Annotated in this window: 20 protein-coding genes; 7 read left to right on the top strand and 13 right to left on the bottom strand. The window is 42.5% G+C overall.

What is annotated here, in order from left to right; genetic code table 11:
* Positions 1-57: 57 nt before the first annotated feature.
* Positions 58-2,127 carry a 5'-nucleotidase C-terminal domain-containing protein gene (locus ACHBID_RS05415; RefSeq protein WP_394731811.1) on the bottom strand — a complete coding sequence of 690 codons (2,070 nt, stop codon included), beginning with the start codon at positions 2,125-2,127 and terminating at the stop codon, positions 58-60.
* A 247-nt stretch (positions 2,128-2,374) separates the two neighbouring features.
* Entirely contained in the window at positions 2,375-2,980 is a 606-nt protein-coding gene (gene sodA / locus ACHBID_RS05410) for a superoxide dismutase SodA (RefSeq protein WP_105160439.1), read from the bottom strand.
* A 273-nt stretch (positions 2,981-3,253) separates the two neighbouring features.
* Between sodA and ACHBID_RS05405 the strand changes: the two genes are divergently transcribed.
* Positions 3,254-3,361: a putative holin-like toxin gene (locus tag ACHBID_RS05405; RefSeq protein WP_209306925.1), complete on the top strand. Its 108-nt coding sequence runs from the start codon at positions 3,254-3,256 to the stop codon at positions 3,359-3,361.
* A gap of 108 nt (positions 3,362-3,469) precedes the next feature.
* Here ACHBID_RS05405 and holA read toward each other — a convergent pair whose 3' ends face one another.
* From holA to ACHBID_RS05350, 11 genes are all read right to left on the bottom strand, one after another.
* The gene (holA, locus tag ACHBID_RS05400; protein ID WP_105160438.1) at positions 3,470-4,501 is read right to left on the bottom strand and encodes a DNA polymerase III subunit delta; all 1,032 of its coding nucleotides are present in this window, start codon (positions 4,499-4,501) and stop codon (positions 3,470-3,472) included.
* Positions 4,502-4,563: 62 nt separating this feature from the next.
* Positions 4,564-5,877 (bottom strand): serine hydrolase, encoded by a 1,314-nt coding sequence (locus ACHBID_RS05395; RefSeq protein WP_394731759.1) that lies wholly within the window; start codon positions 5,875-5,877, stop codon positions 4,564-4,566.
* 124 nt (positions 5,878-6,001) lie between these two features.
* On the bottom strand, positions 6,002-9,091 hold the full coding sequence (gene ldcB / locus ACHBID_RS05390; protein WP_394731760.1) for an LD-carboxypeptidase LdcB/DacB: 3,090 nt from the start codon (positions 9,089-9,091) through the stop codon (positions 6,002-6,004).
* Between the two features lie 240 nt (positions 9,092-9,331).
* The gene (locus ACHBID_RS05385) at positions 9,332-9,715 is read right to left on the bottom strand and encodes a PH domain-containing protein (protein WP_024397275.1); all 384 of its coding nucleotides are present in this window, start codon (positions 9,713-9,715) and stop codon (positions 9,332-9,334) included.
* Positions 9,716-9,836: 121 nt separating this feature from the next.
* A complete protein-coding gene (locus ACHBID_RS05380; RefSeq protein ID WP_172022270.1) occupies positions 9,837-10,106 on the bottom strand; it encodes a nucleoside-diphosphate kinase in 270 nt (89 codons plus the stop codon).
* A 23-nt stretch (positions 10,107-10,129) separates the two neighbouring features.
* Positions 10,130-13,741, bottom strand: a complete 3,612-nt coding sequence (gene addA, locus ACHBID_RS05375; protein WP_394731761.1) for a helicase-exonuclease AddAB subunit AddA — start codon at positions 13,739-13,741, stop codon at positions 10,130-10,132.
* Positions 13,738-17,010, bottom strand: a complete 3,273-nt coding sequence (gene rexB / locus ACHBID_RS05370; RefSeq protein ID WP_394731762.1) for an ATP-dependent nuclease subunit B — start codon at positions 17,008-17,010, stop codon at positions 13,738-13,740. Before rexB ends, addA begins: the two co-directional genes overlap by 4 nt.
* 406 nt (positions 17,011-17,416) lie before the next feature.
* The gene (locus ACHBID_RS05365; protein WP_105160431.1) at positions 17,417-17,704 is read right to left on the bottom strand and encodes a DUF1905 domain-containing protein; all 288 of its coding nucleotides are present in this window, start codon (positions 17,702-17,704) and stop codon (positions 17,417-17,419) included.
* An 8-nt stretch (positions 17,705-17,712) separates the two neighbouring features.
* Positions 17,713-18,366 carry a DNA alkylation repair protein gene (locus ACHBID_RS05360; RefSeq protein ID WP_172058900.1) on the bottom strand — a complete coding sequence of 218 codons (654 nt, stop codon included), beginning with the start codon at positions 18,364-18,366 and terminating at the stop codon, positions 17,713-17,715.
* Positions 18,356-18,865 (bottom strand): GNAT family N-acetyltransferase, encoded by a 510-nt coding sequence (locus tag ACHBID_RS05355; protein ID WP_394731764.1) that lies wholly within the window; start codon positions 18,863-18,865, stop codon positions 18,356-18,358. The genes ACHBID_RS05360 and ACHBID_RS05355 overlap by 11 nt, the downstream gene beginning before the upstream one ends.
* On the bottom strand, positions 18,866-19,483 hold the full coding sequence (locus tag ACHBID_RS05350; protein WP_105108009.1) for a DUF5052 family protein: 618 nt from the start codon (positions 19,481-19,483) through the stop codon (positions 18,866-18,868). It lies immediately after the preceding gene.
* Between the two features lie 510 nt (positions 19,484-19,993).
* On the opposite strand from ACHBID_RS05350, the gene ACHBID_RS05345 reads away from it, so the two are divergent.
* The 6 genes from ACHBID_RS05345 (at position 19,994) to ACHBID_RS05320 (ending at position 23,619) form a co-directional block, all read left to right on the top strand.
* Positions 19,994-20,770, top strand: coding sequence for a DUF6261 family protein (locus ACHBID_RS05345; protein ID WP_394731766.1), 777 nt, complete (start codon positions 19,994-19,996; stop codon positions 20,768-20,770).
* 427 nt (positions 20,771-21,197) lie between these two features.
* A complete protein-coding gene (locus ACHBID_RS05340) occupies positions 21,198-21,572 on the top strand; it encodes a helix-turn-helix transcriptional regulator (protein WP_394731767.1) in 375 nt (124 codons plus the stop codon).
* Positions 21,562-22,095: an ImmA/IrrE family metallo-endopeptidase gene (locus tag ACHBID_RS05335; RefSeq protein WP_394731768.1), complete on the top strand. Its 534-nt coding sequence runs from the start codon at positions 21,562-21,564 to the stop codon at positions 22,093-22,095. Before ACHBID_RS05340 ends, ACHBID_RS05335 begins: the two co-directional genes overlap by 11 nt.
* A gap of 117 nt (positions 22,096-22,212) precedes the next feature.
* Complete coding sequence (locus ACHBID_RS05330; protein ID WP_394731770.1) at positions 22,213-22,875, top strand: DUF4417 domain-containing protein; 663 nt, start codon at positions 22,213-22,215, stop codon at positions 22,873-22,875.
* A 1-nt stretch (position 22,876) separates the two neighbouring features.
* On the top strand, positions 22,877-23,290 hold the full coding sequence (locus ACHBID_RS05325; RefSeq protein WP_394731772.1) for a toxin: 414 nt from the start codon (positions 22,877-22,879) through the stop codon (positions 23,288-23,290).
* Positions 23,287-23,619, top strand: coding sequence for an RNA helicase (locus ACHBID_RS05320; RefSeq protein WP_394731773.1), 333 nt, complete (start codon positions 23,287-23,289; stop codon positions 23,617-23,619). Before ACHBID_RS05325 ends, ACHBID_RS05320 begins: the two co-directional genes overlap by 4 nt.
* The last annotated feature ends 42 nt before the right edge of the window (positions 23,620-23,661 follow it).

The following is a 23,661-nucleotide window of genomic DNA, read 5'->3' as shown; positions in this document are numbered from 1 at the left end:
AGGAATACACAAAAAGCAAGCAGGATTGAATCCCGCTTGCTATCAAGTGTAAGGTGCTTATTGAACTTCTTTGCGCTTAATTGAAACAGCTGTACCCAGTGATACCAATCCACCCAAGCTGATAAGGAGAGCTGTCAAGTCAGATTGACCAGTGTTTGGCAATGTTTTCTCTTCCTTGCTAGATAGAGTTGGCTTTGGTTCTGTGGTTGGGTCTAGGATTGGGTCGGTTGGTCGAGTTGGTTTTTGTTCTGTGGTTGGGTCTAGGATTGGGTCGGTTGGTCGAGTTGGTTTTTGTTCTGGTTTTGGATTAGTTGGGTCTTCTGGGGTTGGCTTCTCTGTTTCCCCTTGAGGAGTTTGGTCTGACGGTGAAGTTTCTTCCTCAATTGGAGCTGGCTCTTCTTTCTCGATAAATTGCTTACGACCATCGATTTGAGCAGTGATTTTCTGACCAGCTTTTTCCAAGTCTGAGAGGTATTCAACAAAGACTTCTGTATCTGGATTGATGGCCCCAATCAATTTTGCTTCCTTGAAGATAGAGAAATCATCGCCACCACCAAAGAGGAAGTCGTTGATAACCAGGGTATAGGTCTTAGCTGGGTCCAATTCTTGCCCATCAGCTGTGTAGGCTTTGACAACCTTGTATGGCACTTCATCTGTAGGATTATCCGCATGGGTGTAGGTATATTTCAAGCCAGAGATTTGCAAGAAATATTTTTCCGTGTCATCATACTGCTCATTGAGGGCAGTATAGATTTGCTCACCAGTCATTTCCACCACTTGCAAGATGTTACCAAATGGCTGAACAGCCTGTGCAGCACCCCACGTCACTGTACCATCTTCTTGAACAGCCAGGTCTGCACGGATACCACCGTTGTTTGTAAAGGCGAAATCAACATTGTAGCCAGATTTTCTAGCGATTTCCAGCTGGGCAGTTGTCACCAGATTTCCGACTGCACTTTCATTGAATTTATTAACATCACGAGAAATGGCAGTTGTAGACGCCGCAGTCGCAATTTTCTTGTCTGTCACTTGTTTGACGATGGTATTTGCCTCATCGACAATGGCCTGGATGGTTGCGGACGGTGTTTTTTGGTCAGGTGCTACTGCCTTGATAGTCGCCGTTGGAATAGCCACAAAGTCTGCGATGTCTGTCTCATAAATAGCACGAACATCCGCAAAGGCCTTACCTTGTGAAGTTGCTTGGACAATCAAGGTATTGCCCGCTGTGCCATTTACTGCGACATGGTTATGACCCGCAAAGACAAGGTCCACTGAGTTTTCTGGGTAGAGGCTATTGAGTTTTTCCAGCATATCCGCTGCTGCACCAGCTGCCACACCTTCCTTACTTGTAGCGGGAACGTGGGCAAGAACAACAATCGCCTTGACACCTTGGTCGTTCAATTCCTTAGAATATTTGGCAATGGTTTCTGCCTCGTCAAGGAAGTCATATTGTTCGTAGTTTGCCTTCAAGACAAGGTTTGGAATTTCTGTTGTTACCACACCGATAAAGCCGATATTGGCAACTTTGTCATTAACAGGAATGGTCTTGATAGCATATGGTTTCCAGCCAAATGGAATTTCGCCTGTTGCCTTATCTACCACGTTTGCGATGACAATTTCCTGCGTAGAAGCCTGGCGGTCATAACTATCCACGATTGGGTTGAATTTTCCAGCTTCTGGGGCCTGACCAGTCACGATACGGTCGAATTCTGCCAAACCTTCGTCAAACTCGTGGTTACCCAAGGTTCCGTATTCAACGCCAATTTCATTGAAGACTTTGACAGTTGGCTCATCCTGCAAGAGGCCTGAGTTGGCTGGACTGGCACCAACCATATCACCAGCCTGAACACGGATAGATTCCGCTGGAATTTCTTTAGCTGTTGCTTCTGCTTCAAATTCTACTTGAGCATCATCCATGTAGGTATCTAGCAAGGCCGCTGTACCAGCGTTACGGACAGTTTCCCCCTCCAAACGAGCTGTACCAGTTGTATCCAATGCACCGTGGAAATCGTTGACACCCATGATTTGCACAGCCAACTCATCTGCCAGGGTGGTTTGCGTAGCTGCCACACTAAAACCAGCTACCAAGGCCAAGATACTAGACTTCAAACGAATATTCTTCATCAGAATGACTCCTTGTTCTTATATTATTTTTATATAATTATCATAATCCTATTCTCAGCAAAAGGCAAGATAAAACAACGTTTTTTATAAAAATAACGACAAATGTTCGCTTTATGTGAAATTGTAGTGAAAAAATCAGAAATATTATGAAAATGGAGGTGAATTTCTTATTTCATTCGATATTTTGTTTCTAGGAGCATAAACTATCATACAACAAAAAACAAGCAGGTTTCCCCACTTGTTCTGTCTGTTATTTAGCCGCTTTATAAAGCTCGTTTACTTTGTCCCAGTTAATGACTTCAAAGAATGCTTTGATGTAGTTTGGACGAACGTTGCGGTAGTTGAGGTAGTAGGCATGTTCCCAAACATCCAAGGCCAAGATTGGCTTCAAACCTTGCATGATCGGTGTATCTTGGTTGGCTGTTGAAATAACTTCCAACTTGCCTTCTTTGTTAACAACCAAGAAAGCCCAACCTGAACCAAAACGAGTTGTTGCTGCAGTTGTGAAAGCTTCTTTGAAGTCATCAAATGAACCAAATGTTGCATCGATGTCCGCTGCCAATTCTGCTGAAATTTCTGTTTTTTCTGGCGAAAGCAATTCCCAGAAAAGCGCGTGGTTGAGGTGACCACCACCATTGTTGATCAAAGCTTGACGGATGTCCGCTGGAATAGACTCAACATCTGAAAGAAGAGCTTCCAAGTCTTCACCGATTTCAGGATGCTTCTCAAGCGCTGCATTGGCATTTGCCACATAAGTCGCATGGTGCTTGTCATGGTGAAGCGTCATTGTCTCTGCATCAATGTGTGGCTCCAAAGCGTCGTAAGCGTAAGGTAGGTCTGGTAAAATAATTGCCATAATCGAATTCTCCTATCAATTTGATAGTTTTATTTTACCGCTTTCTGGCAGCCTTTTCAATTTATTTGTCTGAAAATCACGACGTAGCGATTTTGAGCAGAATGAGACAGTATATTAGATAGTAAAACATCAATAACTATTTTCTACCCGTTATTACAATTGTGATGGCGGGAGATAGGGACTGCTTCTACAATCCCCTTTAATTATTTTTGAAAGTACGGTGATGCCTATGCACATAGCCAATAAAATCCTATTAGAAATGAGCAACAACTTTTGTCCACAGCAGAGGCTTTGCAAGTGATGCTAGAGTTTGGCGGTTTTACCATCAACCTATTAACACTTGTCATAGCGCTAAACCTGCTTACAGATAAAAAGAAATAACCGTCTTAAACGGATTTTCGCAGGAGTTAGTTGGAGCTAACTCCTTTTATATTTTTATTATAACTTATGACTTCTTTTTTCAAGTTTTATCATCTCCATTGCCTCAAATCAACTCGTAGCGATTTTAAGCAGGGCCAAGTCAAACAGGTAATCCTTGTCCATGACTCCAGTCTTTATTTGGTAATCCGTCTCAATCAGCAAGCGCACCACCTTCTTGAGAAAGCCTACCGACAGATGCCTTGAGTCACGCAGGGCAAACTTAATCTGATAAGGATTGACCTTGCGCCCCGAAATCTCAGACAATTCCGCCACCATCTGCTGCTCACTCCGCCCCTGCTCCTGCATGATTTGCACCTGCAGATAGGTTCGAAACTGGGTCAGCATAATCGCAATCAGTTTAATCTCATCCTCCCCTTGCAGGCGTAAGTCCCGCACCAGGCTCCTTGCCTCATCCATCTTAGACTGGAGGACCAGCTGGGTCAGGTCAAAAATATTATCCTGCAGGGTCTTAGGAATAGCCGCATCAATGTCCGCCTGTGAAATCTGCTCCTGCCCCTTATAGGATTGGAGAAAGGCTAGATTTTTACTGACTTCAGCAAATTCAAAATTGGATTTGACCAAGAGATAGTGATAGGTCTGGGCATCTAGATTGAGCCCCAGGCGACCAATTTCTTTCTGAAAATGAGCCTTCAAATCATTTTCCTTGAGAGGATTGGCCTCCAGAATCAGTCCATCTCGTTTGAGAATTTTCACCAAACGGCGCTTGCTATCTAGCTTACCAGGGGCTAGGATGACCAAACGCGTCGTCTCAACCGGATTTTCCAAATACCCCTCAAAAAGCTTGAGCTCATCATCCGTCAAATAGCGCTTTTTATCAGACGTAATATCCGCAAAATAATCCAAAATGACCACTTTCTCATCCGAGAAAAAGGGTAGGGACACCAAATCTAAATCCACCTGGCTGTAATCCGCCTCAGACATATCAAAATAAGCATAGGTCAAGTCCGCCGGATCAAACTCCAACTGTTGCAGCAGGCGGTCCTTGGCTATCTGGTATTGACCCACGTCCTCACCGCAGAGCACCGTCAGTAAGCCCAATTTATCTTTTTTTACTGTTTCAATCTGTTCAATAACTGTCATAGGAATATTATACCATGTAGATGAAAAAGGAGGCTTACTTAGCCCCCTCGATATCATATTTACTATCTAGACCCTCGTCGGCCACCAGCACGCACCCTCCGGCGTTTTTTCTTGATGCGTGAAATGATAAAAAGGAGCACCAACAGACCAAAGAAAATTCCCAGTCCCAAGAGGATATAAGGCATTAGCGGAGAGGAAATGAGGGAACTAGTCGTTTCAAGAACCGTATCTACCACAGGTTTTTCTTCGACAATGCCCACTCCCTTACTTGAATCAATAGAATTGGCAAGCATGACCTTATTGTTCTCAATCGTCAGACTTGGCTCTTCCCCCTCCTTAACCAAACCGGTCAAGGGCTGTTCAATACGGATTTCCTCACCATTTACAGTGTGTTTCCCAGGTTCAAGAACCGTTGCTTGTTTGTAGTCTGCGAAGCTTTTTTCCAAGAGGCCATTGACATAATAATGACGAACAAATTCACCCTCTGGATCGCCCCACTCGCTCGCTCCTAGAACTACCGTAATCAGGCGGGTATCACCCCGTTTAGCAGTGACAATCGAATTGTAACCAGCACTTGGGCTAGAGCCCGTTTTCAGACCGTCTACCCCTTCAATTCCCATAGGATCACCAGGCAGAGAGTGGTTATAGGCCTCAAACGATTCCTCATTCGGAGTACCTTCTTTGACTGTCACCTTGGTCGCATTTGTGAATTCCAGAACCTCTGGGTGGCGTTTAATCATATGATAGCCAAGAATAGCCAAATCCTTAGCGGTTGATTCATTGGCCAGGCTTTGATCAACTCCCTCCGGAGCATATAAACCTTCATAGGCCTCTGTAATAGCCCCCGTCGCGTTGTAAAATACCGTATTCTTCATTCCCAGAGCCTGGGCCGTATCATTCATCAATGTAAGGAATCCAGCGTCATCCCCTTCAAAAATCAAATGTGCCAACATCAGTGTCGCCACATTGGACGAGGGAACCAGGGTCATAGTCAGCAACTCTCTGACTTTGTAACTAACACCTGCAAGGATATTATTATTACTCAAGGCATAGATTTGGGAAATAGCCTGGTCTTGCTCTGTCGCAACCACTTCTGTGTCTAGGGTAATTTTTCCCTGACTAATGGCTTCTAGAGTCAAATACACCACCATTACCTTGCTCGTGCTTGCTGGATCGCGCACTAAATCTCCATTGTCGTCCCATAAAATCTGACCATTGTCTGCATTGATAACAATAGAGCTCTTTGGCGCAGTCTCTTCACTAGCTGGATAACCTGCCGCCTTGGCAATGTCTACAATTGACTCTGCAGCCAAAACAGAATGTAGGGGGGTGAAGCACCAACAAACCAACAATACTAAACTAATAACCTTTTTCATGATTCCTCCGTCTCGAATTTACCCTTACTAGTATAGCATAGAAAAGCCTCATTTGTAAAAAGAGATGAAAAAACTCACTTGAATTATGCTGAACAAGTGAGTTTTGGAAAAGGTTCTAGCTCATTTAAGCAATTTGAACATAGCGACGATTTCCACTATAGGCAATATAGGATAACCAGGTTTTACCGTCTTCTTTCACCACACGGTCGTAATTGATGCTTTCACCGGCTGCGAAGGTGTAAAGAGCTGGGCTCGTAGATTTTGCTGCGTTTCGGACAACTGCTCCCTTGGTAAAACGGTAGGTTCCTTTTGCTGGCAATGGCTGAGCAGCGACATTTATAGCACCACTGTTAGCTTGATTAGCTTGGACAGTTTGTTTCTTCTGATAATCTCCCCCTGGAATACCGTAATATTCCTCAAGAGTCAGACCAGATTGGTAAATATCCTTGGCTTCCTTACCAACGTAACGGAGATGCCATGGCTCAGACATGTAGCCTGTCACTGCTTCTTTTCCTGGTAGGTAGCGAACAACGAAGCCATACTTGTGGGCATTGTCCTTGAGCCACTGCTCTGCTCTGCTATTTGTCAATAAAGCGCCTGAAGCATCAGTCAGGTCAAAGGCTAAGCCAGTCTGGTGCTCACTGTGACCTGGGCGAGCTGAGTAACGATCTGCCGCAGCCTGCCCATCACGTTGAACATAGTTCAGATAGAGAGACTGCTGGGTCTCATAGCTACGGAAGCCACTGTAGGCCTTGCCAACGTTGAATCCTTGGCGAATCATGTCATTGCGTAAGTTCTGATAAGCGTTACGAGCAGTCGGATTCTCACCTGGGTTATAGGTGGAAGCCAGCCCATGCTGTTTATTGACAATGATAACTGGACCGTACTTGCCATCAACGCTGTAGTATTGACCGTTGAAGGTAAGCTTGGCTTGATTTGCCTGTGTCTCAGTCGAAAGATTTGAAACTGCTGGTTTGTCAGCCTTATCAGTCAGCTTAGCCACTGGGATATAAGAACGACCGCCGCTGAAGGAAATGTAGCTCAACCACTGATGATTATCGGCGGTGATAACCTTGTCATAGTTGACCTTCATGCCCTTGTTGTAAAAGGCAACATCTGGACTGGTCATTTTGGCTTCGCGTTTTACTCCAACACGCTCAGTAAAGGTGTAGGTGCCTTGCGGAGCTAGCTTGAGAGACGCTTCTGCGGTTTCAGTTTGGGTTGTTGCTGGGGTGACAGTTGGTTTGTCTGGTTTTGGACTTTCAACAGTTACAGGTGCAACCTTAGCCACTGGAATATAAGAACGACCGCCGCTGAAGGAAATGTAGCTTAGCCACTGATGATTATCGGCGGTGATAACTTTATCGTAGTTAACTTTCATACCCTTATCATAGAAGGCTACATCTGGGCTAGACAATTTGGCTTCACGTTTAACACCCACACGCTCGGTAAAGGTGTAGCTACCTTGTGCTGCCAATTTGAGAGACGCTTCTGAGGTTTCAGTTTGGGATGTTACTGGGGTGACAGTTGGTTTGTCTGGTTTTGGACTTTCAACAGGTTTGTGAACGGTTGGAGTGGTTACAGGTGCAACCTTAGCCACTGGAATATAATAACGACCGCCGCTGAAGGAAATGTAGCTCAACCACTGATGATTATCGGCTGTGATAACTTTATCGTAGTTAACTTTCATACCCTTATCATAGAAGGCTACATCTGGGCTAGACAATTTGGCTTCTTGTTTAACACCCGCACGCTCGGTAAAGGTGTAGGTCCCTTGCGGATCTAGCTTGAGAGACGCTTCTGCGGTTTCAGTTTGGGTTGTTGCTGGGGTGACAGTTGGTTTGTCTGGTTTTGGACTTTCAACAGGTTGGTGAACGGTTGGAGGGATTACAGACGCTATTTTAGCCACTGGAATATAAGAACGACCGCCACTGAAGGAAATGTAGCTCAACCACTGATGACTGTCAGCGGTGATGACCTTGTCATAGTTGACCTTCATGCCCTTATCATAAAAAGCTACATCTGGGCTAGACAATTTGGCTTCACGTTTAACACCCGCACGCTCGGTAAAGGTGTAACTACCTTGTGGAGCCAGTTTGAGAAACGCTTCTGCGGTTTCAGTTTGGGTTGTTGGTGGAGTTTGAACCACCGGAGTGACTGGTGTAGCGACTTTTGAAATGGCAATGTAACGACGAGTTCCATTGTAAGAAACATAAGAAATCCAATTATGGTCATCCGCTACCAGTGTTGAATCGTAATTGACTTTCTCACCTTTTTGATAAAAATATTCCGCTGGGCTACTCATTTTAGGCTGATTGCGGATAGGCATATCTTGAGTAAAACGATAAGTACCAGCTTTAGGGAGTTCTGATACAGGTGTGGCAGTTTCAGCAGGTTTGTGAACGGTTGGAGTGCTTACAGGTGCAACTTTAGCCAGTGGAATATAAGAACGACCGCCGCTGAAGGAAATGTAACTCAACCACTGATGACTGTCAGCGGTGATGACCTTGTCATAGTTGACCTTCATACCCTTATCATAAAAAGCAACATCTGGACTGGTCATTTTGGCTTCGCGTTTGACACCTACACGCTCGGTAAAGGTGTAGCTACCTTGAGGAGCTAATTTGAGGGAAGTCTCTGCGGTTTGAGTTTGGTTGGTTGCCGGAGTTTCAACAGGCTTATCAGTAACTAATGTAGGCGTTGGTTCTGTTTTTGTTAGCTTATTGATAGGGGCGTAACGACGAGTACCACTGAAGGAAACATAGGAAATCCACTGATAATCATCCGCTGTCATAACCTTATCATAGATGACCTTTTGCCCCTTATCATAATAAAATTGATCCTGGCTAGCGATGGCAGGTTCATTTTTGATTCCAGTCTTTTCAGTAAATGTATAAGTCCCTTGCTTAGGAAGCACTGGTACTTGAACAGTCGGAACTTCAGTCACAGCAGCCTCCGTCTGTGTCCCTACGCTGCTTGTAGCCACGCTGGCACTTGTAGTCTCCGAAATAGTTTCAACTATCTCTCTAGTCACAATCGGAGGACTAACAAGAACTGGATTTTCTTCACTAGGCGGCGTTGACTGAATCTCATCAGCAGCTGCAATTTGGCTAGACATAAAAGAAAGGGTTGCAAGCAAGACAGAAGCTGCACCAACAGAATATTTGCGAATGGAGAAACGATTCTCTTGCTTAGTGTACCAACGTTTATTCATTTTTCTAATCCTCCTTTGTAATTATTTTCACTTACATATATTTTTATTATAACATATGTTTTGTAAAAATAAAAACAAAAACGTAATATTTTGAAATATTTTTGTAACATTTGTCATAATCAGACCATTACCAAATATCCCTTCACCTATCAATTCGCAAAATTTCTCAAAAAATCTGGAAAATGTTAAATTTTTTATAAAAAAATAGAAAGTGACCCAAAAATCACTTTCTACATTTATCTATTTACCTAAAACAGCAGACGCCAAGGCCTTTTGAATAGCAATGACGGACTTGTCGCTCTTAAATTGCAGAGTCTCTGCTGGCTCTGCTGCTGAAGAAATCCATATTTTCAACTCCGCATCTAGGTCAAAATGACCGGAGGTTTCAACCGTAAATCGTGAAATCGAACGATAGGGAATAGACTTGTAGGAAACCTTCTTACCTGACATTCCTTGTTTGTCCACCAGAATCAAGCGATACTCGGTAAAGACAATTAGGTCACGAACCAAACTAAAGGCCATTTCTACCTGTTCCGCATCCAAAAGGATATCTGCCAACTCTTGCTCTACCTTATCATTATTCATCTGTGAGGCATTGCCCATCAAACCTGAAAACAAACCCATGTGTTTACTCCTTTTTTACTTTTCCTTATTTTACCGAAAAATGTGGAATAAAAAAAGCAAAAACCCCAGAAGAGTTTTTGCTGCTGTCAAACTTAATAAACATCACGACGATAGCCAACAGTCACCACAAGTACAACCAATTCATCATCAATAATATCACAAATAACCCGATACCAGCAATCAGCAGTCCACTGGTCATATAGTTCACCAATTGCGGGAAAAATGGTTTGTCCGTCAAATGGTCATAGTGGGCGGCAATCAAGTCTTCCGTCGCCGTCATCATTTTCAAATCAGAAATGGTAAAGCCACGGTGCTCGATGCGGGAAATCATCTGCCCCACCAGCCCATGCTGGACAGCGTCTGGTTTAATAATGAAAAATATACGTTCCATAAATCACCTCCATTTTACAGGTTTCAGAGGGACAAAACCTCAATCTGATTTCCGCCCAAAAGAATTAAGTATGAATCCACTCGGTCAATCGCATAGGCCTGTCTCAAGCTGGCAGCGTAGAGGGCCATTTGTTGCCGGTAACGTTCTCGTAATTGTTCCGGATGCTTGTATTTATCGGTCTTGTAATCAAACAGAACGATATGGTCCTCATAAAGGATGTAGCCGTCAATAATTCCACGCAGGACAAATTCCTCTTTAGAAGTTGCATCTTTTTGGATACTGGCAAAAGGTGCCTCGCGGTGTAGCTTGTCAGTATTGGACAAGATTTCCCGTCCCAAATCTGTATCAAAAAAGTCCAAAATCTTCTGAGTATCAATCCTGTCCTTGACAGCCTGATCAGCCTGCACACGAGCAAGAGCTTCTTTAACCGTATCCTCTGTCACCAGCCATGACAAATCAATAGCCTGCATGAGCTCATGGATGGCAGACCCCATTTCAGCACCCGTCACCTGCTTGTGTTTAGTGAAATTCGGTAAGCTAAAGGAATGCTCTGTCTGTCTCGGTTCAATCACATCCAGGACCTCATCAGATAAGACCGGCTCATAGAGTTTTTTAATCTGACTTGGCGTCCGCAAGGTCGGCAAATCAATAGCTGGCTTGTAGCGCTGATTGAGCTCTTCGACACCTTTTAGTTGCTTGATAGTATCTGAAATAGCTTTAGACTGTCGCTGGTCTTTGCCCCCAGGATTGGTCTGCTTGTCAGGCATTTCCAACTTATCCTCATCAGTAAATTCCAAATCAGTGTCTTGGATAAATCGCTTCTTGAAATGCAGGTCTTGGTCTGGAAAGGCCGCCTCAATGGCTAGCACCCAGTCTTGGAAAGAGGTCATGCTCTCTCTGCTGGCCCTTGCAAGAACGCCATCTTGACGCTTGCCATCGTAGCGAGTAGCTAATTTTTCCTGACTGCCCTTGCCCACTAGATAGAGCTTTTTCTCCGCACGGGTCATAGCCACATAGAGCAAGCGCATTTGCTCCGATAGGTTGGCAATTTTCAGCTCCTGGCCATTTATCTGATAGGGAAGGGTGTCCATTTGCACGCGCACATGCGGGAGCGGCGTATCAAACTGGTCTTTCATATCTGCGATAAACTGGATGCCCAGGCCATTTTCCCGACTGAGAATATAAGGCGCCCGACTTTCCATGGCATTGAACTTCTTGTCCATATTCATGAGAAAGACATACTGGAACTCCAAGCCCTTGGACTTATGGACCGTCATGAGCTGGACAGCATCCTTGGGAACAGCCACTTCTACCTCGGCCAGGTCATTGTCGCTGGCTAGGACCTTATCAATCATACTGATGAAGCGTGACAAGCCCTTAAATCCTGTCTTTTCAAACTGATTGGCCCGCAAGCCCAGGGCATAAAGATTGGCCTGCCGCTTCTGACCATTGGGCAGAGCACCCACATAATCATAGTAAAAGCGATCATTGAAAATCTTCCAAATCAGGTCGTGAATGGAATGAAGCTTGGCAAATTTTCTCCAGTCTGACAAGACGGCATCAAACTTCTGAACTTTTTCCAGTAAATCCCGCTCAATCAAATCTGCATTCTCCGATTGACCCGATAGAGCCAGCTGAATCTTGTCGTAGAAAAATCCAGTCTCTGACTGGAGAGCCAGCCGAGCCAACTGGTCCTCATCAAAAGCGAACATAGGGGATTTGAGCAGGGCTACCAGGGCATAATCATTGAGTGGCTGGTTAATGGTCCGCAGGGTGTCCAGCATGACCATGACCTCCAGCGACTTGAGATAGGAAGCCATACCTCCATCCGCTACCAAGGGGATACCATGCTTTTCAAAACTGGTCAAGATAGCATCGTTGCGGGTCCGACTTGGCACCAGTAGCGTAATCTTTGAAAAAGCGACTCCTTCCTGCTTATGCAGGCGAATGATTTCCTTGGCCACCAGCTCCACCTCGCCAGCTGTAAAGGATTGCTCCTCCTGCTCCTCGTCAGATATATCCGTATTGTAAATCAAATACTCCATCTCATTATTGGGCAGGATGAGTTCTTGTTTCCCTTGCTCCTCACTACCAGCAACCAGGCTATGGGTCTCATCATACTTGATTTGCCCCACTTCCTTGTCCATGAGGCGCGTGAAAATAGCATTGGTCGCATCGATGACCTCTACCCGGCTACGGAAATTTTCCTTGAGCAGGATCAGTTTGCCAGCCTCTGGATTGGCCTGGTAGAGCTCGAACTTATCTTGGAAAATCTGAGGATCCGCCTGACGGAAACGGTAGATGGACTGCTTGATATCTCCCACCATAAAGCGATTGTGCCCATTTGACAAGAGGTCCAGCATCCGCTCCTGGGTGTGGTTGTTATCCTGATACTCGTCCACCATGACCTCATGGTACTTTTCTTGGAAATGCTGGCGAATCTGCGCATTGCTTTCTAAAATACCGATGGCTAAATGGCTGATATCAGAAAACTCAAAAGCATTTTCCTGCATCTTGGCCTGCAAATATTGATAAGAGAAATCGCAAACAAATTCCTGCAAAATCCTCATAAGTGGCAAGACCTGGGGCTGGTAGGCAAAAATTGTCTCTAAAAACTGGAGATTCTGCAAGTGGGATTTGAGCTGCTTAAAGACAGGGTACTTGACCCCAGCCACTGTGACATCGCTGGACGAAGGGAGGATGTCCACTAATTTTCCAGTAAGTTCCGGCAGGCGGGCCGCATCCATATGCCTGTCAAATTCCTGGGCCCATTCGCGCAGACTTTGGAAAATCAATTGGTGCTTCTTGTAGGCCGCCGTATCCTCTCCCTTGGCTGTTTTTTGCTTGTAATCCGGCAAATCAGTCAAGTCCTGCAGGTCATCAGCGGCCTGAAACATGGCTGCTAGCAAACCTGTTAGGCTAGAGCTAGGTAGGCTCTCCCAGTCCTTATAAACTTGATAGCCCTTGAGCAAATTTTGCCGCAGCCACTTGTCTGGTGCGCTAGTTGCCTGGCTAAAGTCATAGATCTGGTAGACCAATTCCCGAAAATTCTTATTATCCTTGCGGTTGCCGGAGAAATTCCGAACCAATTGCTCAAACGACTTGCCATCTTTTCCAGACAGATAATCTGCAAAGAGATCACCGAACACTTCATTTTTCAGCAAATCCTGCTCATTCTTATCTGTCATGATACGAAAATTGGGCGCCACGCTCAGCTCATAGCCATAGGTCGTGACTAATTTCTGGGTAAAAGAGTCCATGGTTCCGATATCCGCATTGCCCAATTCAGCCAATTGAGCCGTCAAATGCCTGCGGATGTCCTCATCCACCGTCTCTTTGATTTCCGTGTTGAGCCTTTTCTCAATCCGCTCCTTCAATTCACCGGCCGCCTTGACCGTGAAGGTGGAGATAAAGAGCTGGTCGATATGGACACCCCGTTTGAGCTTGTCCAAAATCCGCTCGACCATGACAAAGGTTTTTCCTGAGCCCGCTGATGCAGACACCAAAATATTCTGCCCATGGCTGTAAATGGCCTCAATCTGCTCTGGAGTTCGCTTCTGGTCTTTTTCGGAAGCCAATTCCTGGGCCTGAATCTCATTGATTTCTTCTTCGGTTAAAAATGCTTGAAAGCTCACAATTGGCTCCCTCCTTTCATTCGCTCTAACCAGTCTTCTCGCCTACCACCCTTGACCAAGACACGAGCCTGGCTCAGATGCCGGTCTGCTTCAAATCCGGTAATGGCCTTGAGCTGGTCACCTGCAACGGAACGTCCATCTTCTGTATAGGGATTGATGGCAAATTCCCCCTCTAAAATGCGGCTGGCTGCCTGGCGGTACAATTTCTCATTATGGGCCATTAGAAGCCCTAATTCCTTGCGACTATAAAGACTGGCCTTGGTCTTATGATAGAGCTGGTTGAGACGATTGCTCTCCTCTTCGATAAATAAGCCCTTATAAACCAAGGATTTGTATGCTTCGGCAAGAACCTGGTCCTGCCCCTTAGTATCGGCTAATTTGACAATGGGATCCAGCAAATGCAGATACATGGCCCCAAATACCTTATCTGTCTGCCCAGCAACCTTCATCTGACTAACGGCCGACAGATAGGTAATGAGCTGGGGACTAAGGCCATTGTAAAATCTGTCAATCTTAAAGCTATTGGCACTGGACTTGTAGTCAACCACACCCAAAGCCTGGTCTGATAGCAGCTGATCCAGGCGGTCAATCTTACCGATAATTTGTAGCTTACGACCACCTTCTAGTTCTAAATGGGCTTGCTCGTTCTGACCAAACACTGCTTCATTGGCCAAGACTTGCACAGGATTATCGCCTCGTAAAACGAGGGAACTTGCACGCGCTACGTCCAACAAAATTTGCTCCGAATAACGACTATCGGCATTCTCACCGTATAGGGCCTGGAAATCCTTTTCCTGACGGGTTGCTGCAATGGCCTGCTCCAACTTTTCATCGAAGAAGGCACTGCTGTGGTCCATGGTCACGCGCTCAAAAATCCGATGGAGGAAATTCCCATGGCTACGAGCATCCGGGCGAATAGAATCCTGCTCCTGCAAACGCAGGACATGCTTAATGAAAAAGAGGTATTCATTCTTGTAGAAGTCCGTCAAGCTAGACACCGACAACCTCAAGGGCTGGCCAACTGGATAGAGGGTTGCCAGAGTTTTCTTGGCCAGCTTCTGACTGTGCAATTGGCTGGAAATTGTCGGAATGGTAACGCCCTTTTGCTTTAACTTCTTATCAAGATAACGGACAGCCGCCGACCAAAAGTTCTTGATATCAGTATCCTCTTCTGTAGCCAATTCCTCAGGATTGAGCTGAATAACTTGGGACAGGAGACCATTAAAATGCCCGACATCCGTTGGCAGCAGGGTCGTCCTCCGACCTTTTTCAATGGATTTCACACCCAAGCCCGTCAATAGCTTCAGATAAGGAGAGACTAATTCCTGACCTTCATTGTACAATTGCGGAGCTGATAAGACCAGATGCTCAGTCGCCGAATGCAGCAAGGACATAAAGGTAGCATGGTTTTTCTTGCCATTTTCCCGACTAGGAATGTGGAACTGGGCTAGGGAGTCCGAACGTTCATTCATTCTGACCTTCTCCTCGTCTGTCAAAATACCTGTATTCTTGGCAACTTTTGGGAAATTCGACTGGCTCAACCCCAGGGCATAGACATACTTGGCCGTATGCGGTTCAATCAAATCATAGGACTTGACAGACACTACATCCACCGTTGCTGGCACGGTCCGGTAATGACTAGATTGCATACCCGCCTTGAGTAGGGAAAGGAAGTCCTCGACCGACAGGGTTTCCTTGGCAAACAAGTGTTGAAAAACTTCCAGAATATGGCAGAAAGCTTTCCAAACCTCTTCCTCTTTTTCAATTTGCAGCTGGCTCAGTCCTTCTGACAAGGCAGCCATATTTTCAGCCAAGTTGATGCGACGGGCAAACTCCATGAATTTTTCTAGGAGGGATTGGCCTGACTGCGGACGAGCCTTGAAAAACTGTGTCAGAGGTGCCATAATGCTCTCTCGTAGCTGGTTCAAAACCTCCAAATCATAATTCGCTCTGCTATTGACCGTAAAATCACGAGAAAACTTAGCCTGGCCCTTGAGATCCGCAAAGGTAATATAAGCGTGGAAGCGGTCCAGTTGCCCCTGCTCCAGCTGGCCATAGAGACCAGATTTCAGCAAGTTAATCAGGTCCTCTGCCCGAAAATTATAGCGTTTTAGACGCTCCAGGGACTCCACAAAATGCACCAGCGGATGGTGGCTCATTTCCTCAGCCCTGCCAAAATAGTGGGGGATTTCATATTTATCAAAAATCTTGCCAATCTGAAGTTGGTAGCTATCCACATCACCTAGCAGGACTAGGATATCCTTATAGCGAGTCCCCTCAAACAATCTTTTACGAATGGAACGAGCAACCGCTTCGACCTCCTCCTTTTGATTGGTAGCCTCCCAAATTTCAATAGCTGACAAATCCTCTTCAGTCAGCTCATAGGCAGGTTTGGAATAATCAAACTGGCTTTCAATATTTTTGGAGAGTTTTGCAAGGGATGGCCTCGGAACATCGCCATCATCCCTTGTCAACTTGCCTTGATCAACTCCGTCCATGAAAATGGGCTTGGTCTGGTAGCTAAAAGCCAAGTGACGGAGAAATTCAACACTAGCTTGAAAAACATTCCCCTCAAGATGAGTTTCCTGGTAGGCTTTTTTGCTGGCATAGCTGGCAATGTGTATTTCCGCTACACGCCCATGAAGGCTGGCAATTAGGGCTTCCTCTTCAGCTGAAAAACGCGTAAAACCGTCCACAATCAGGACCACCTGGCTGAGCTGGTCATCCAATTGACCTGACTCTACTTTCCGTCTGAATTGCGCCAACTTGGTCTCATTTTCATAATCCTCGTCCATGAGAACGTCCTGCAAGGCTGACAAAATCTTGATAATATCTGCCTTCTTGGCAGAAGTCTCCAGATTTTCCAAGGCAGAAAGGGGCATGTTGGAGGTTTGCAATTCCTTGTAAAGATTGACCACCTGCTCAATAAATGCCGGGTCCTTCTTCAAGCGGCCATAGACCTGCAAATCACCATCTTCAAACTGTGTTAAAACTCGATAGACCATCATGGACAAGCCCAAATCATCCAACGCTTTTTTGCTGTTCTCTTCATGGTAGATAAAATAACGGGCCATTTGCGCAAAGCGGGTCACCAGGATTGACAAACTAGCCTTTCTCGGCAGGTAGGATAGGACTTTTTTTTCCTTTTCAAAGGACAAGGAGTTGGGCGCAATGTAAAATACCCGTTGAACCCGATGGGACTCTTCCAGTGCTAAAGCGGTCAACTTCTTGGTAATATCATTGCTGATGTCTGAATAATATAACTTCATGGTTTCCTCACACAATTCTGGCGTCTATGAACTGTTCTTTATAATCTGGACTCACAAGTAAGGTACATTTAGGTAAGAGATAGTTTTTTGATAATTAGGACCGTTTTTTGAAGGAATACTGACTGTATTTCTAAAAAACTAACGATGAGTAGTAGAAAACTAGCCTTAGATAAAAGTGCCGAACTGTGAATACAGGTTCTTTTTCCATTATACCAAAAAAAGCCCACCTAAAAGGTGGGCAAGGGCATCGTTTCCGATGAGGTTAGAAGGTTCACAGCATCTAACCAAGGTCCGCTCCTGCGTTTCAATCTAATGAAGACCTCCCTAGCGTCGAATGTGACAAAGTCACTACTCGGCTCATCGCATGTAACTATTCTACCATAATCTCAAGGATTTGCAAGCCTGATTACTCCATTCGTTCTTGAATGCTTACTTGTACACTATCACCAGCCTGTTTTCCAATAGCCGCTCGAATAGCCTTTTGAACGCCAATAATGTAACAGATATTACCTGTTTCATCCTTGATTCCCATATTGACAATGGAGCCATCATAGGGATGACCATCAAATCTGGCATGTACCTTTACCCTCCCCTTGCCAAACTCTTCTCGTATATCATAGGGAAATATGACATAGGCTCCGCCCTTATCTGGAACAGGGTGGATAGTTGCTACAAATTCATATACTTTAGACAAGATTCCTCCTAAATGTACTTACTAGCTTCACGAATGGATAAGCCTGCCATTTGGGAACTGTACTTTTTTAGAAAAGCCCGTACCCAGTCAGGATTGGTCTTGGAATAATCTCGCAAACTCCAGCCAATCGCCTTGTTAATGAAAAATTCAATCTGATTGAGATTATTGATTAGGATTTGTTCCAACAACTCTGTATCTGTCTTTTCTTTCTGCAAGAGTTGGTGGTCAATGGCAATCCGTCTCAACCAGAAATCATCATCCAAACTCCATTCCAAGATTGTCTGCTTGGCCTCTGGATTGTCCAAAACAATCTTACCGACTAGTTTATCTAATCCATCAATACTATCCCACCAAGACTTACTTTGAGCCAGTTTTTTCAAACGGGGTAAATCAGCTAGAACCAAGTCTTTTTTCTTGGTAACCAGATAATCAATGGCGATATATTGAAATTCACGGTAGGGCTTAGACCAGCAAGCCTCAACAAATTCCCAGTCAATTCCCTGAGCCTTAGATTCTTTGAAAAATTGCCTAGCAACTTTTCGGCGGTCAGGAGTTCGCACACCCAGAAAGTCAAAATTGTTTTTCATATAAGCCTTCATAGGCTGGGCCTGACTGGCATCCGCCACAGCCAACAAACGTTTTTCTAATTCGTCAATCTTCATTTTGCTTACCTACAAGAGATTTTTGAAGCCAGACAATATCATGCCAGGTATCAAATTTATAACCAACATTTTTGAAATGTGCTACCTGTTCATACCCTCTCTTCTTATGAAGAGCAAGCGAGGCTGGATTAGGAAGAGCAATACAGGCTAAAAAGTTCTTAAAGCCACGCGCTTTCAAATCTTCTTCTATGGCATCATATAAAAGACTTCCGATTCCTTTTCCACGTGCCAAATTACTGACATAAACAGACAATTCAACTGTCCAATCGTAAGCAGCACGGGCATAGTAGGTCGATGCATACGCATATCCCACAATCCGCCCTTCTTCTTCTGCGACAAGATAGGGAAATTTCTCCAAGGTCTTTTTAATCCGACTAGCAAAGTCTGCCACAGTCGGCACTTCTGTCTCAAAAGTAATGGCTGTAGTTTCAACATAAGGAGCGTAGATAGCCACCAAATCTGCAGCATCCTCTATCTGAGCTGACCGAATGTTTATCATCTAGTTCTCCAACAATTCTCTGTCATAAATAGTATAGTCACAACGGTAGATAATCAAACGCTTACCATCAATCAAGAGCTCAGATGTTTTTGGCGCATCCGAAGCATAAAGGGATACCTTATCACCAACATAGGTCGCTAATGGTGTTCCATTTTGCGAACGAATCAAAACCACCTTTGCCTTACCTGTAAAATCATTTTTGAGACTAGATACCATACGGTTAACAAGCGGAATTGCACGATCGTAATTTGCAATATCTACTGTTGTCTGATACTTCGCATACAAGTCTTCCAAACCTTCTTCTGCTGCAATCAAAGATGAGCCTACGTGGTCAATTTCATAATTACCTAGTGTCACCTTCAAAACAGACGAATCCGCATTAGAAAAGCCTTCAGCATCCACTGAGTCGAATTCTTCATTCCGCGAAATCGATAAGGACTTACCAGACATTTCATCTATTAGCTGAGAATTCTCATCAAATGTCCGAACTGTCATTTCCAAGCCAATCCATTCTTCCTTGGTATTTTTCCACCAATTTGAAATCGACTGACAGGCTGATAAAGTAAACAAACTTGCGACTAAGACGGCACTGAGTGCTATTTTTTTATTCCATTTCATATAAAACCTCCAATGGTTGATACCTTATTGTACCATGAAAATCAGTAATGTAATATCTGAGAAACCTTTTCAAGCACAGCTTACTCTTTTTCGCTTAATAATTCGCTCACTCAAAATGAGCGAATTATCTTCTAATGTTTCTGATTAGTTCATTTCAAAGTAAGACTTCCAAATTATCTTTCCTTATCTTACCAGCAAATAGCTAAACCAAAAAAGTGCAAAACATTATCATTCACAACAAATTGAAATCATATCATTTCAATTTGAAAACATATCAAAACAATAATTTCATTGTAAAAACGATTTTTAAATAAGCAAAACAAACTGAATTGTTACTTTTAAACATTTATATCTTTACATTTCAATGTAATTTCTTAAAAATAAAATTTTATTATAGGTAACTGTGCTGTTTTGAGAAGTTTTAAAAACTTTTTTTGAAATAATTCTATTTTTTTCTACTTATTTACGAATAGATAAGATGACCGGAAAAAAAGATAGTGAGGTACACAAATGAAAATCCGAATTCCTTTATATGCACAACATCTGAATCAAGCAGAATTTACACAATTGATCACAAGTAGTGTTGATACCTTGAAACAATATAGTTCAGCCACCAATGACCCCATGGTAACGGACTTAATCAAACAGCTTGAAGAATCCTTGCCCTTACTGAAAAAAAGTCTCAAACAAAAACGTGGCTCAGACATGACTAATGACTTAAACAAGGCCATAAAGAATCGAAAGGCTGACTACTCTGCCTTCGTCAACGGACTCAAACTCTTTAAAAATACTCGGACACCAGAGAAATTGCAAGCCTATCACCGACTACAAGAACTCATCAAACTATACAAAAATACAAGGTCTACCAATATGCAAGAATCATCGGCTTTGATTGATTCTTTGCTAGCCCGACTGGCGAAGCCACCTTACTCAGAAGATATTAGCCTACTTATGTTAGATGAAGCTGTTGCCAATCTCCGTGAAAGCCATGAAAGTACTTATCGTCTCTATCTGAAAAGAAGTCAGGACACCAGCACTCGCGAAAAGATAAACAGCTTGGAAGTCCGTAAAACAGCCTTCAATCTGTACACCCTCCTGTATAGTCACTTGGTCAATAAAATAAGCTATGACCCAACGGCACCAGAGAAAGTTATCCTACAAGTCTTAAATGACATTCGTCAAGATTTTTCAGAACGGACACGACAGAAAAATCAAACAGGAACAAGTACTGCTTCCATAAACATTGTGACAAGTCTACCACAAGGAAAAGAAATGGAGACAAGATAGAAAAAATTCCCCCTAGTCGACATGATTAGGGGGTATTTTTATCAAAAATCTAATTATTAAAATATTTCAAACTTACTTATCAAATGATTGGATTATAAAATTTTAAAATAATACAAATGGGCACCTCTATAAACTCCCAAAATTGCGAATTTGGAGTTACGAAAGCCTTGTTAAATCAACATTTTAAATTTTAGAAAATTAGTTTTTAGAGATTCCCAAATGAAGTAATTACTAAAAATAAATAGCAATCTCTGAATACAATAAAATCAAAGAACAAATAGTATATTTAAATATATGAGTGATACTCCATAATTATAGATATCTTAGTAGAATTTTATTTTACAATCAATCGTTAACCAAAAAGGTTGATTTTTTCTTCGGATTGGTTTATAATTCATTTGTAACTAATGAATTAAGGAGAAATATTATGGTAACTGACTATGGAAAATTTCTAAGGAAATTGAGAATAGATAACGGAGAAATATTGAAAACAATGGCTCAAAAACTTGATGTTAGTTCTGCATTTTTATCTGCTGTCGAAAATGGTAAAAAGAAAATCCCAAGAGACTGGGATGAAAAAATCAATTCCATATACTTATTGGAGAATGATGACTTCGAAAAATTACTTCAATCACGACATCTGACAGAAAGTAGAATTGAAATAGAACTTGAATCTCTGACAGAAAATCAAAGAGAAACCGTTTTTGCATTTTCAAGATCTATAGAAAGATTTAATACACAAGATTTAACTACTTTAATGGCATTTTTTAATAAAGAAAGTGAGGATTTAGATGCTGAATAACTTTAAAGTTTCTCCATGCTCTAGAAAAGACTTAAGAAATTATGCACTTTTGATAAGGCAAAAAACAAAACTTGAATTTCAATTAGAATTTCCAATTGTTGAAGTACTGGAAATACTTGTAGCTGATGAAAAATTAAATCTTGAAATTTTACCAGATGAAGATATGCCAGATTCATATGGTGAAACATTATATACTACAAACGTTATCCGACTCAGAGAGTCTACATATAATGGTGCATGTGAAGGTAATCCATTTTGTAGATCAACTATTGCTCACGAACTCCTCCATTGCTTTAAACATAGATATGAAGAAATAAAATTCTGCAAAACAGTCGAAGAAATACAATCAATAAAGTCTTACGAGGATGCGGAATGGCAAGCAAATTGTTTTGCAGGAGAGCTATTAGTTCCCATGCACCTTGTTAAAGGACTGACCGTAGAGGAGGTAGTTGAAAAATGTAAGGTTTCTCATAGTATGGCGAGCTATCAATTGCAGCAATATGAAAAAGATGATTGGAAATAAAAAAAATGCCTTTGAGTGGGGACTCAAGGCTGGGGAGGTGGCTAGGTAAACCACTTATCTATACAATCCTAGTTTACCATAGTCACCTCGTAAAAACAAGATGTTCGAGGAGATAAAATGACAATAATTCAACAAAACAGAAAAAGTAACCAAGATGTTTATCACGCTAATATATTAAAAAATAATAATTATGCTGGTGAGGAAGAAATCCCTGTAATTCGTCCTTATACTGGAGAGCTTCCTAAGCAAATTATTCCTTTTTCAAAACGCAAATCATATCCTAAAGAAAGTTGGATTGGTTTTTATGAAGATGATATTAAGTTTCAAAGTATTTGGAATAAACCTAAAAAATACTTAAAAGAACTAAAAAAATATGGTGGTGTAATCACTCCGGATTTTTCTATTTTCCGTGATATGCCATTGACGCAACAAAAATGGAATATCTTTCGTAATAGAGCTATAGGAGCATGGCTTCAAAGAAATGGAATCAATGTTATTCCAAATATAAGATGGGGGGACGAAAGAACATTTGAAACAGCATGTTTAGGTATTTCAGAAGGTTCTACTATTTGCGTTGGATCGCATGGATTTATGCGTGACAAAGAAGAGAAAAAACATTTTACAAAAGGACTCGATGCAGTTATTGATAAGTTGGGTCCAAAAAAAGTCCTTGTTTACGGCACATTACCTGACGATGTTTTTAAACTACATCAACTATTTGGTATTGAGTTTCTTGCATATCCAAGTGAAATCAAACTCTATCATAAAGGAGGTATATGATATGGGGACTGGATTTTATGGTGGCTTTGGAAATACCAAAGGAAAATTAATTCCAGACCATCTACTGACAAAACTTGAACTAAGTGGAGTAAAATTCTCAAAAGAAAATATCGTAATGATTACTGAGACACAAGAGGGAGAACTGGTCTGGTTGGAAAAAGGCAATCGATTTGCTGGCCTAGAACATATAATCCTTCGCCATGAAACAGATATATTTCAAAAATTTGGAGTTACAAAAGATGAAATCCCTGCCTTTATAAAAGAAATCATCGAAAAAGGAGAATTAATTCATAGGCGACCAAACAAAAATGGAATCGAACGTATTTACCTTTACAATGGAAAACATTATATTTTAAATGGTGTAGGCAATAATGGCTTTATTGTTACAATCTATCCGATAGGAGATATAAAATGAAGAAAGTCAAAATTATGCTAGATTTTCTAGCTGGACCAATTTGGAAAGATAAATTAGATGAAGAAACATTTGAATCAATAACAGGTATTTATTGTATTGATAACGACAAAATTTTACAGGATATCAACACTGAAATACAAAATATGTACTCTTCTTACTACCATTTTAATGACAATATGCAATCATTTTGGTTTGATGAGGAACAAGAAAAAAAAGACAAGGAAAAAATTCTTCAACTCCTCAATAAATTAAAAATGCGACTTAGCGATATCAATGATGGTACTTATTTTGTTGAAGATTATGAAACCGAACGAATTTCCAATCTTTAGCAATTTACTACCTATGAAAAAACCTCCTTACAGTTCGAATTT

The sequence above is a fragment of the Streptococcus sp. A25 genome, from assembly GCF_043674095.1.
Classification (GTDB): Bacteria; Bacillota; Bacilli; order Lactobacillales; family Streptococcaceae; genus Streptococcus; species Streptococcus suis_V.
The sequence above is the reverse complement of the archived record's forward strand: the minus strand, read 5'-3'. Positions and strand labels throughout refer to the sequence as shown.

What these genes read in the sequence shown, in the direction of transcription:
- sodA (WP_105160439.1), bottom strand. Translation starts at nt 2,980, where the DNA reads ATGGCAATTATTTTACCAGACCTACCTTACGCTTACGACGCTTTGGAG.
- holA (WP_105160438.1), bottom strand. Translation starts at nt 4,501, where the DNA reads ATGACAGTTATTGAACAGATTGAAACAGTAAAAAAAGATAAATTGGGC.
- ACHBID_RS05395 (WP_394731759.1), bottom strand. Translation starts at nt 5,877, where the DNA reads ATGAAAAAGGTTATTAGTTTAGTATTGTTGGTTTGTTGGTGCTTCACC.
- ldcB (WP_394731760.1), bottom strand. Translation starts at nt 9,091, where the DNA reads ATGAATAAACGTTGGTACACTAAGCAAGAGAATCGTTTCTCCATTCGC.
- ACHBID_RS05385 (WP_024397275.1), bottom strand. Translation starts at nt 9,715, where the DNA reads ATGGGTTTGTTTTCAGGTTTGATGGGCAATGCCTCACAGATGAATAAT.
- ACHBID_RS05380 (WP_172022270.1), bottom strand. Translation starts at nt 10,106, where the DNA reads ATGGAACGTATATTTTTCATTATTAAACCAGACGCTGTCCAGCATGGG.
- rexB (WP_394731762.1), bottom strand. Translation starts at nt 17,010, where the DNA reads ATGAAGTTATATTATTCAGACATCAGCAATGATATTACCAAGAAGTTG.
- ACHBID_RS05360 (WP_172058900.1), bottom strand. Translation starts at nt 18,366, where the DNA reads ATGAAGATTGACGAATTAGAAAAACGTTTGTTGGCTGTGGCGGATGCC.
- ACHBID_RS05355 (WP_394731764.1), bottom strand. Translation starts at nt 18,865, where the DNA reads ATGATAAACATTCGGTCAGCTCAGATAGAGGATGCTGCAGATTTGGTG.
- ACHBID_RS05350 (WP_105108009.1), bottom strand. Translation starts at nt 19,483, where the DNA reads ATGAAATGGAATAAAAAAATAGCACTCAGTGCCGTCTTAGTCGCAAGT.
- ACHBID_RS05345 (WP_394731766.1), top strand. Translation starts at nt 19,994, where the DNA reads ATGAAAATCCGAATTCCTTTATATGCACAACATCTGAATCAAGCAGAA.
- ACHBID_RS05340 (WP_394731767.1), top strand. Translation starts at nt 21,198, where the DNA reads ATGGTAACTGACTATGGAAAATTTCTAAGGAAATTGAGAATAGATAAC.
- ACHBID_RS05335 (WP_394731768.1), top strand. Translation starts at nt 21,562, where the DNA reads ATGCTGAATAACTTTAAAGTTTCTCCATGCTCTAGAAAAGACTTAAGA.
- ACHBID_RS05330 (WP_394731770.1), top strand. Translation starts at nt 22,213, where the DNA reads ATGACAATAATTCAACAAAACAGAAAAAGTAACCAAGATGTTTATCAC.
- ACHBID_RS05325 (WP_394731772.1), top strand. Translation starts at nt 22,877, where the DNA reads ATGGGGACTGGATTTTATGGTGGCTTTGGAAATACCAAAGGAAAATTA.
- ACHBID_RS05320 (WP_394731773.1), top strand. Translation starts at nt 23,287, where the DNA reads ATGAAGAAAGTCAAAATTATGCTAGATTTTCTAGCTGGACCAATTTGG.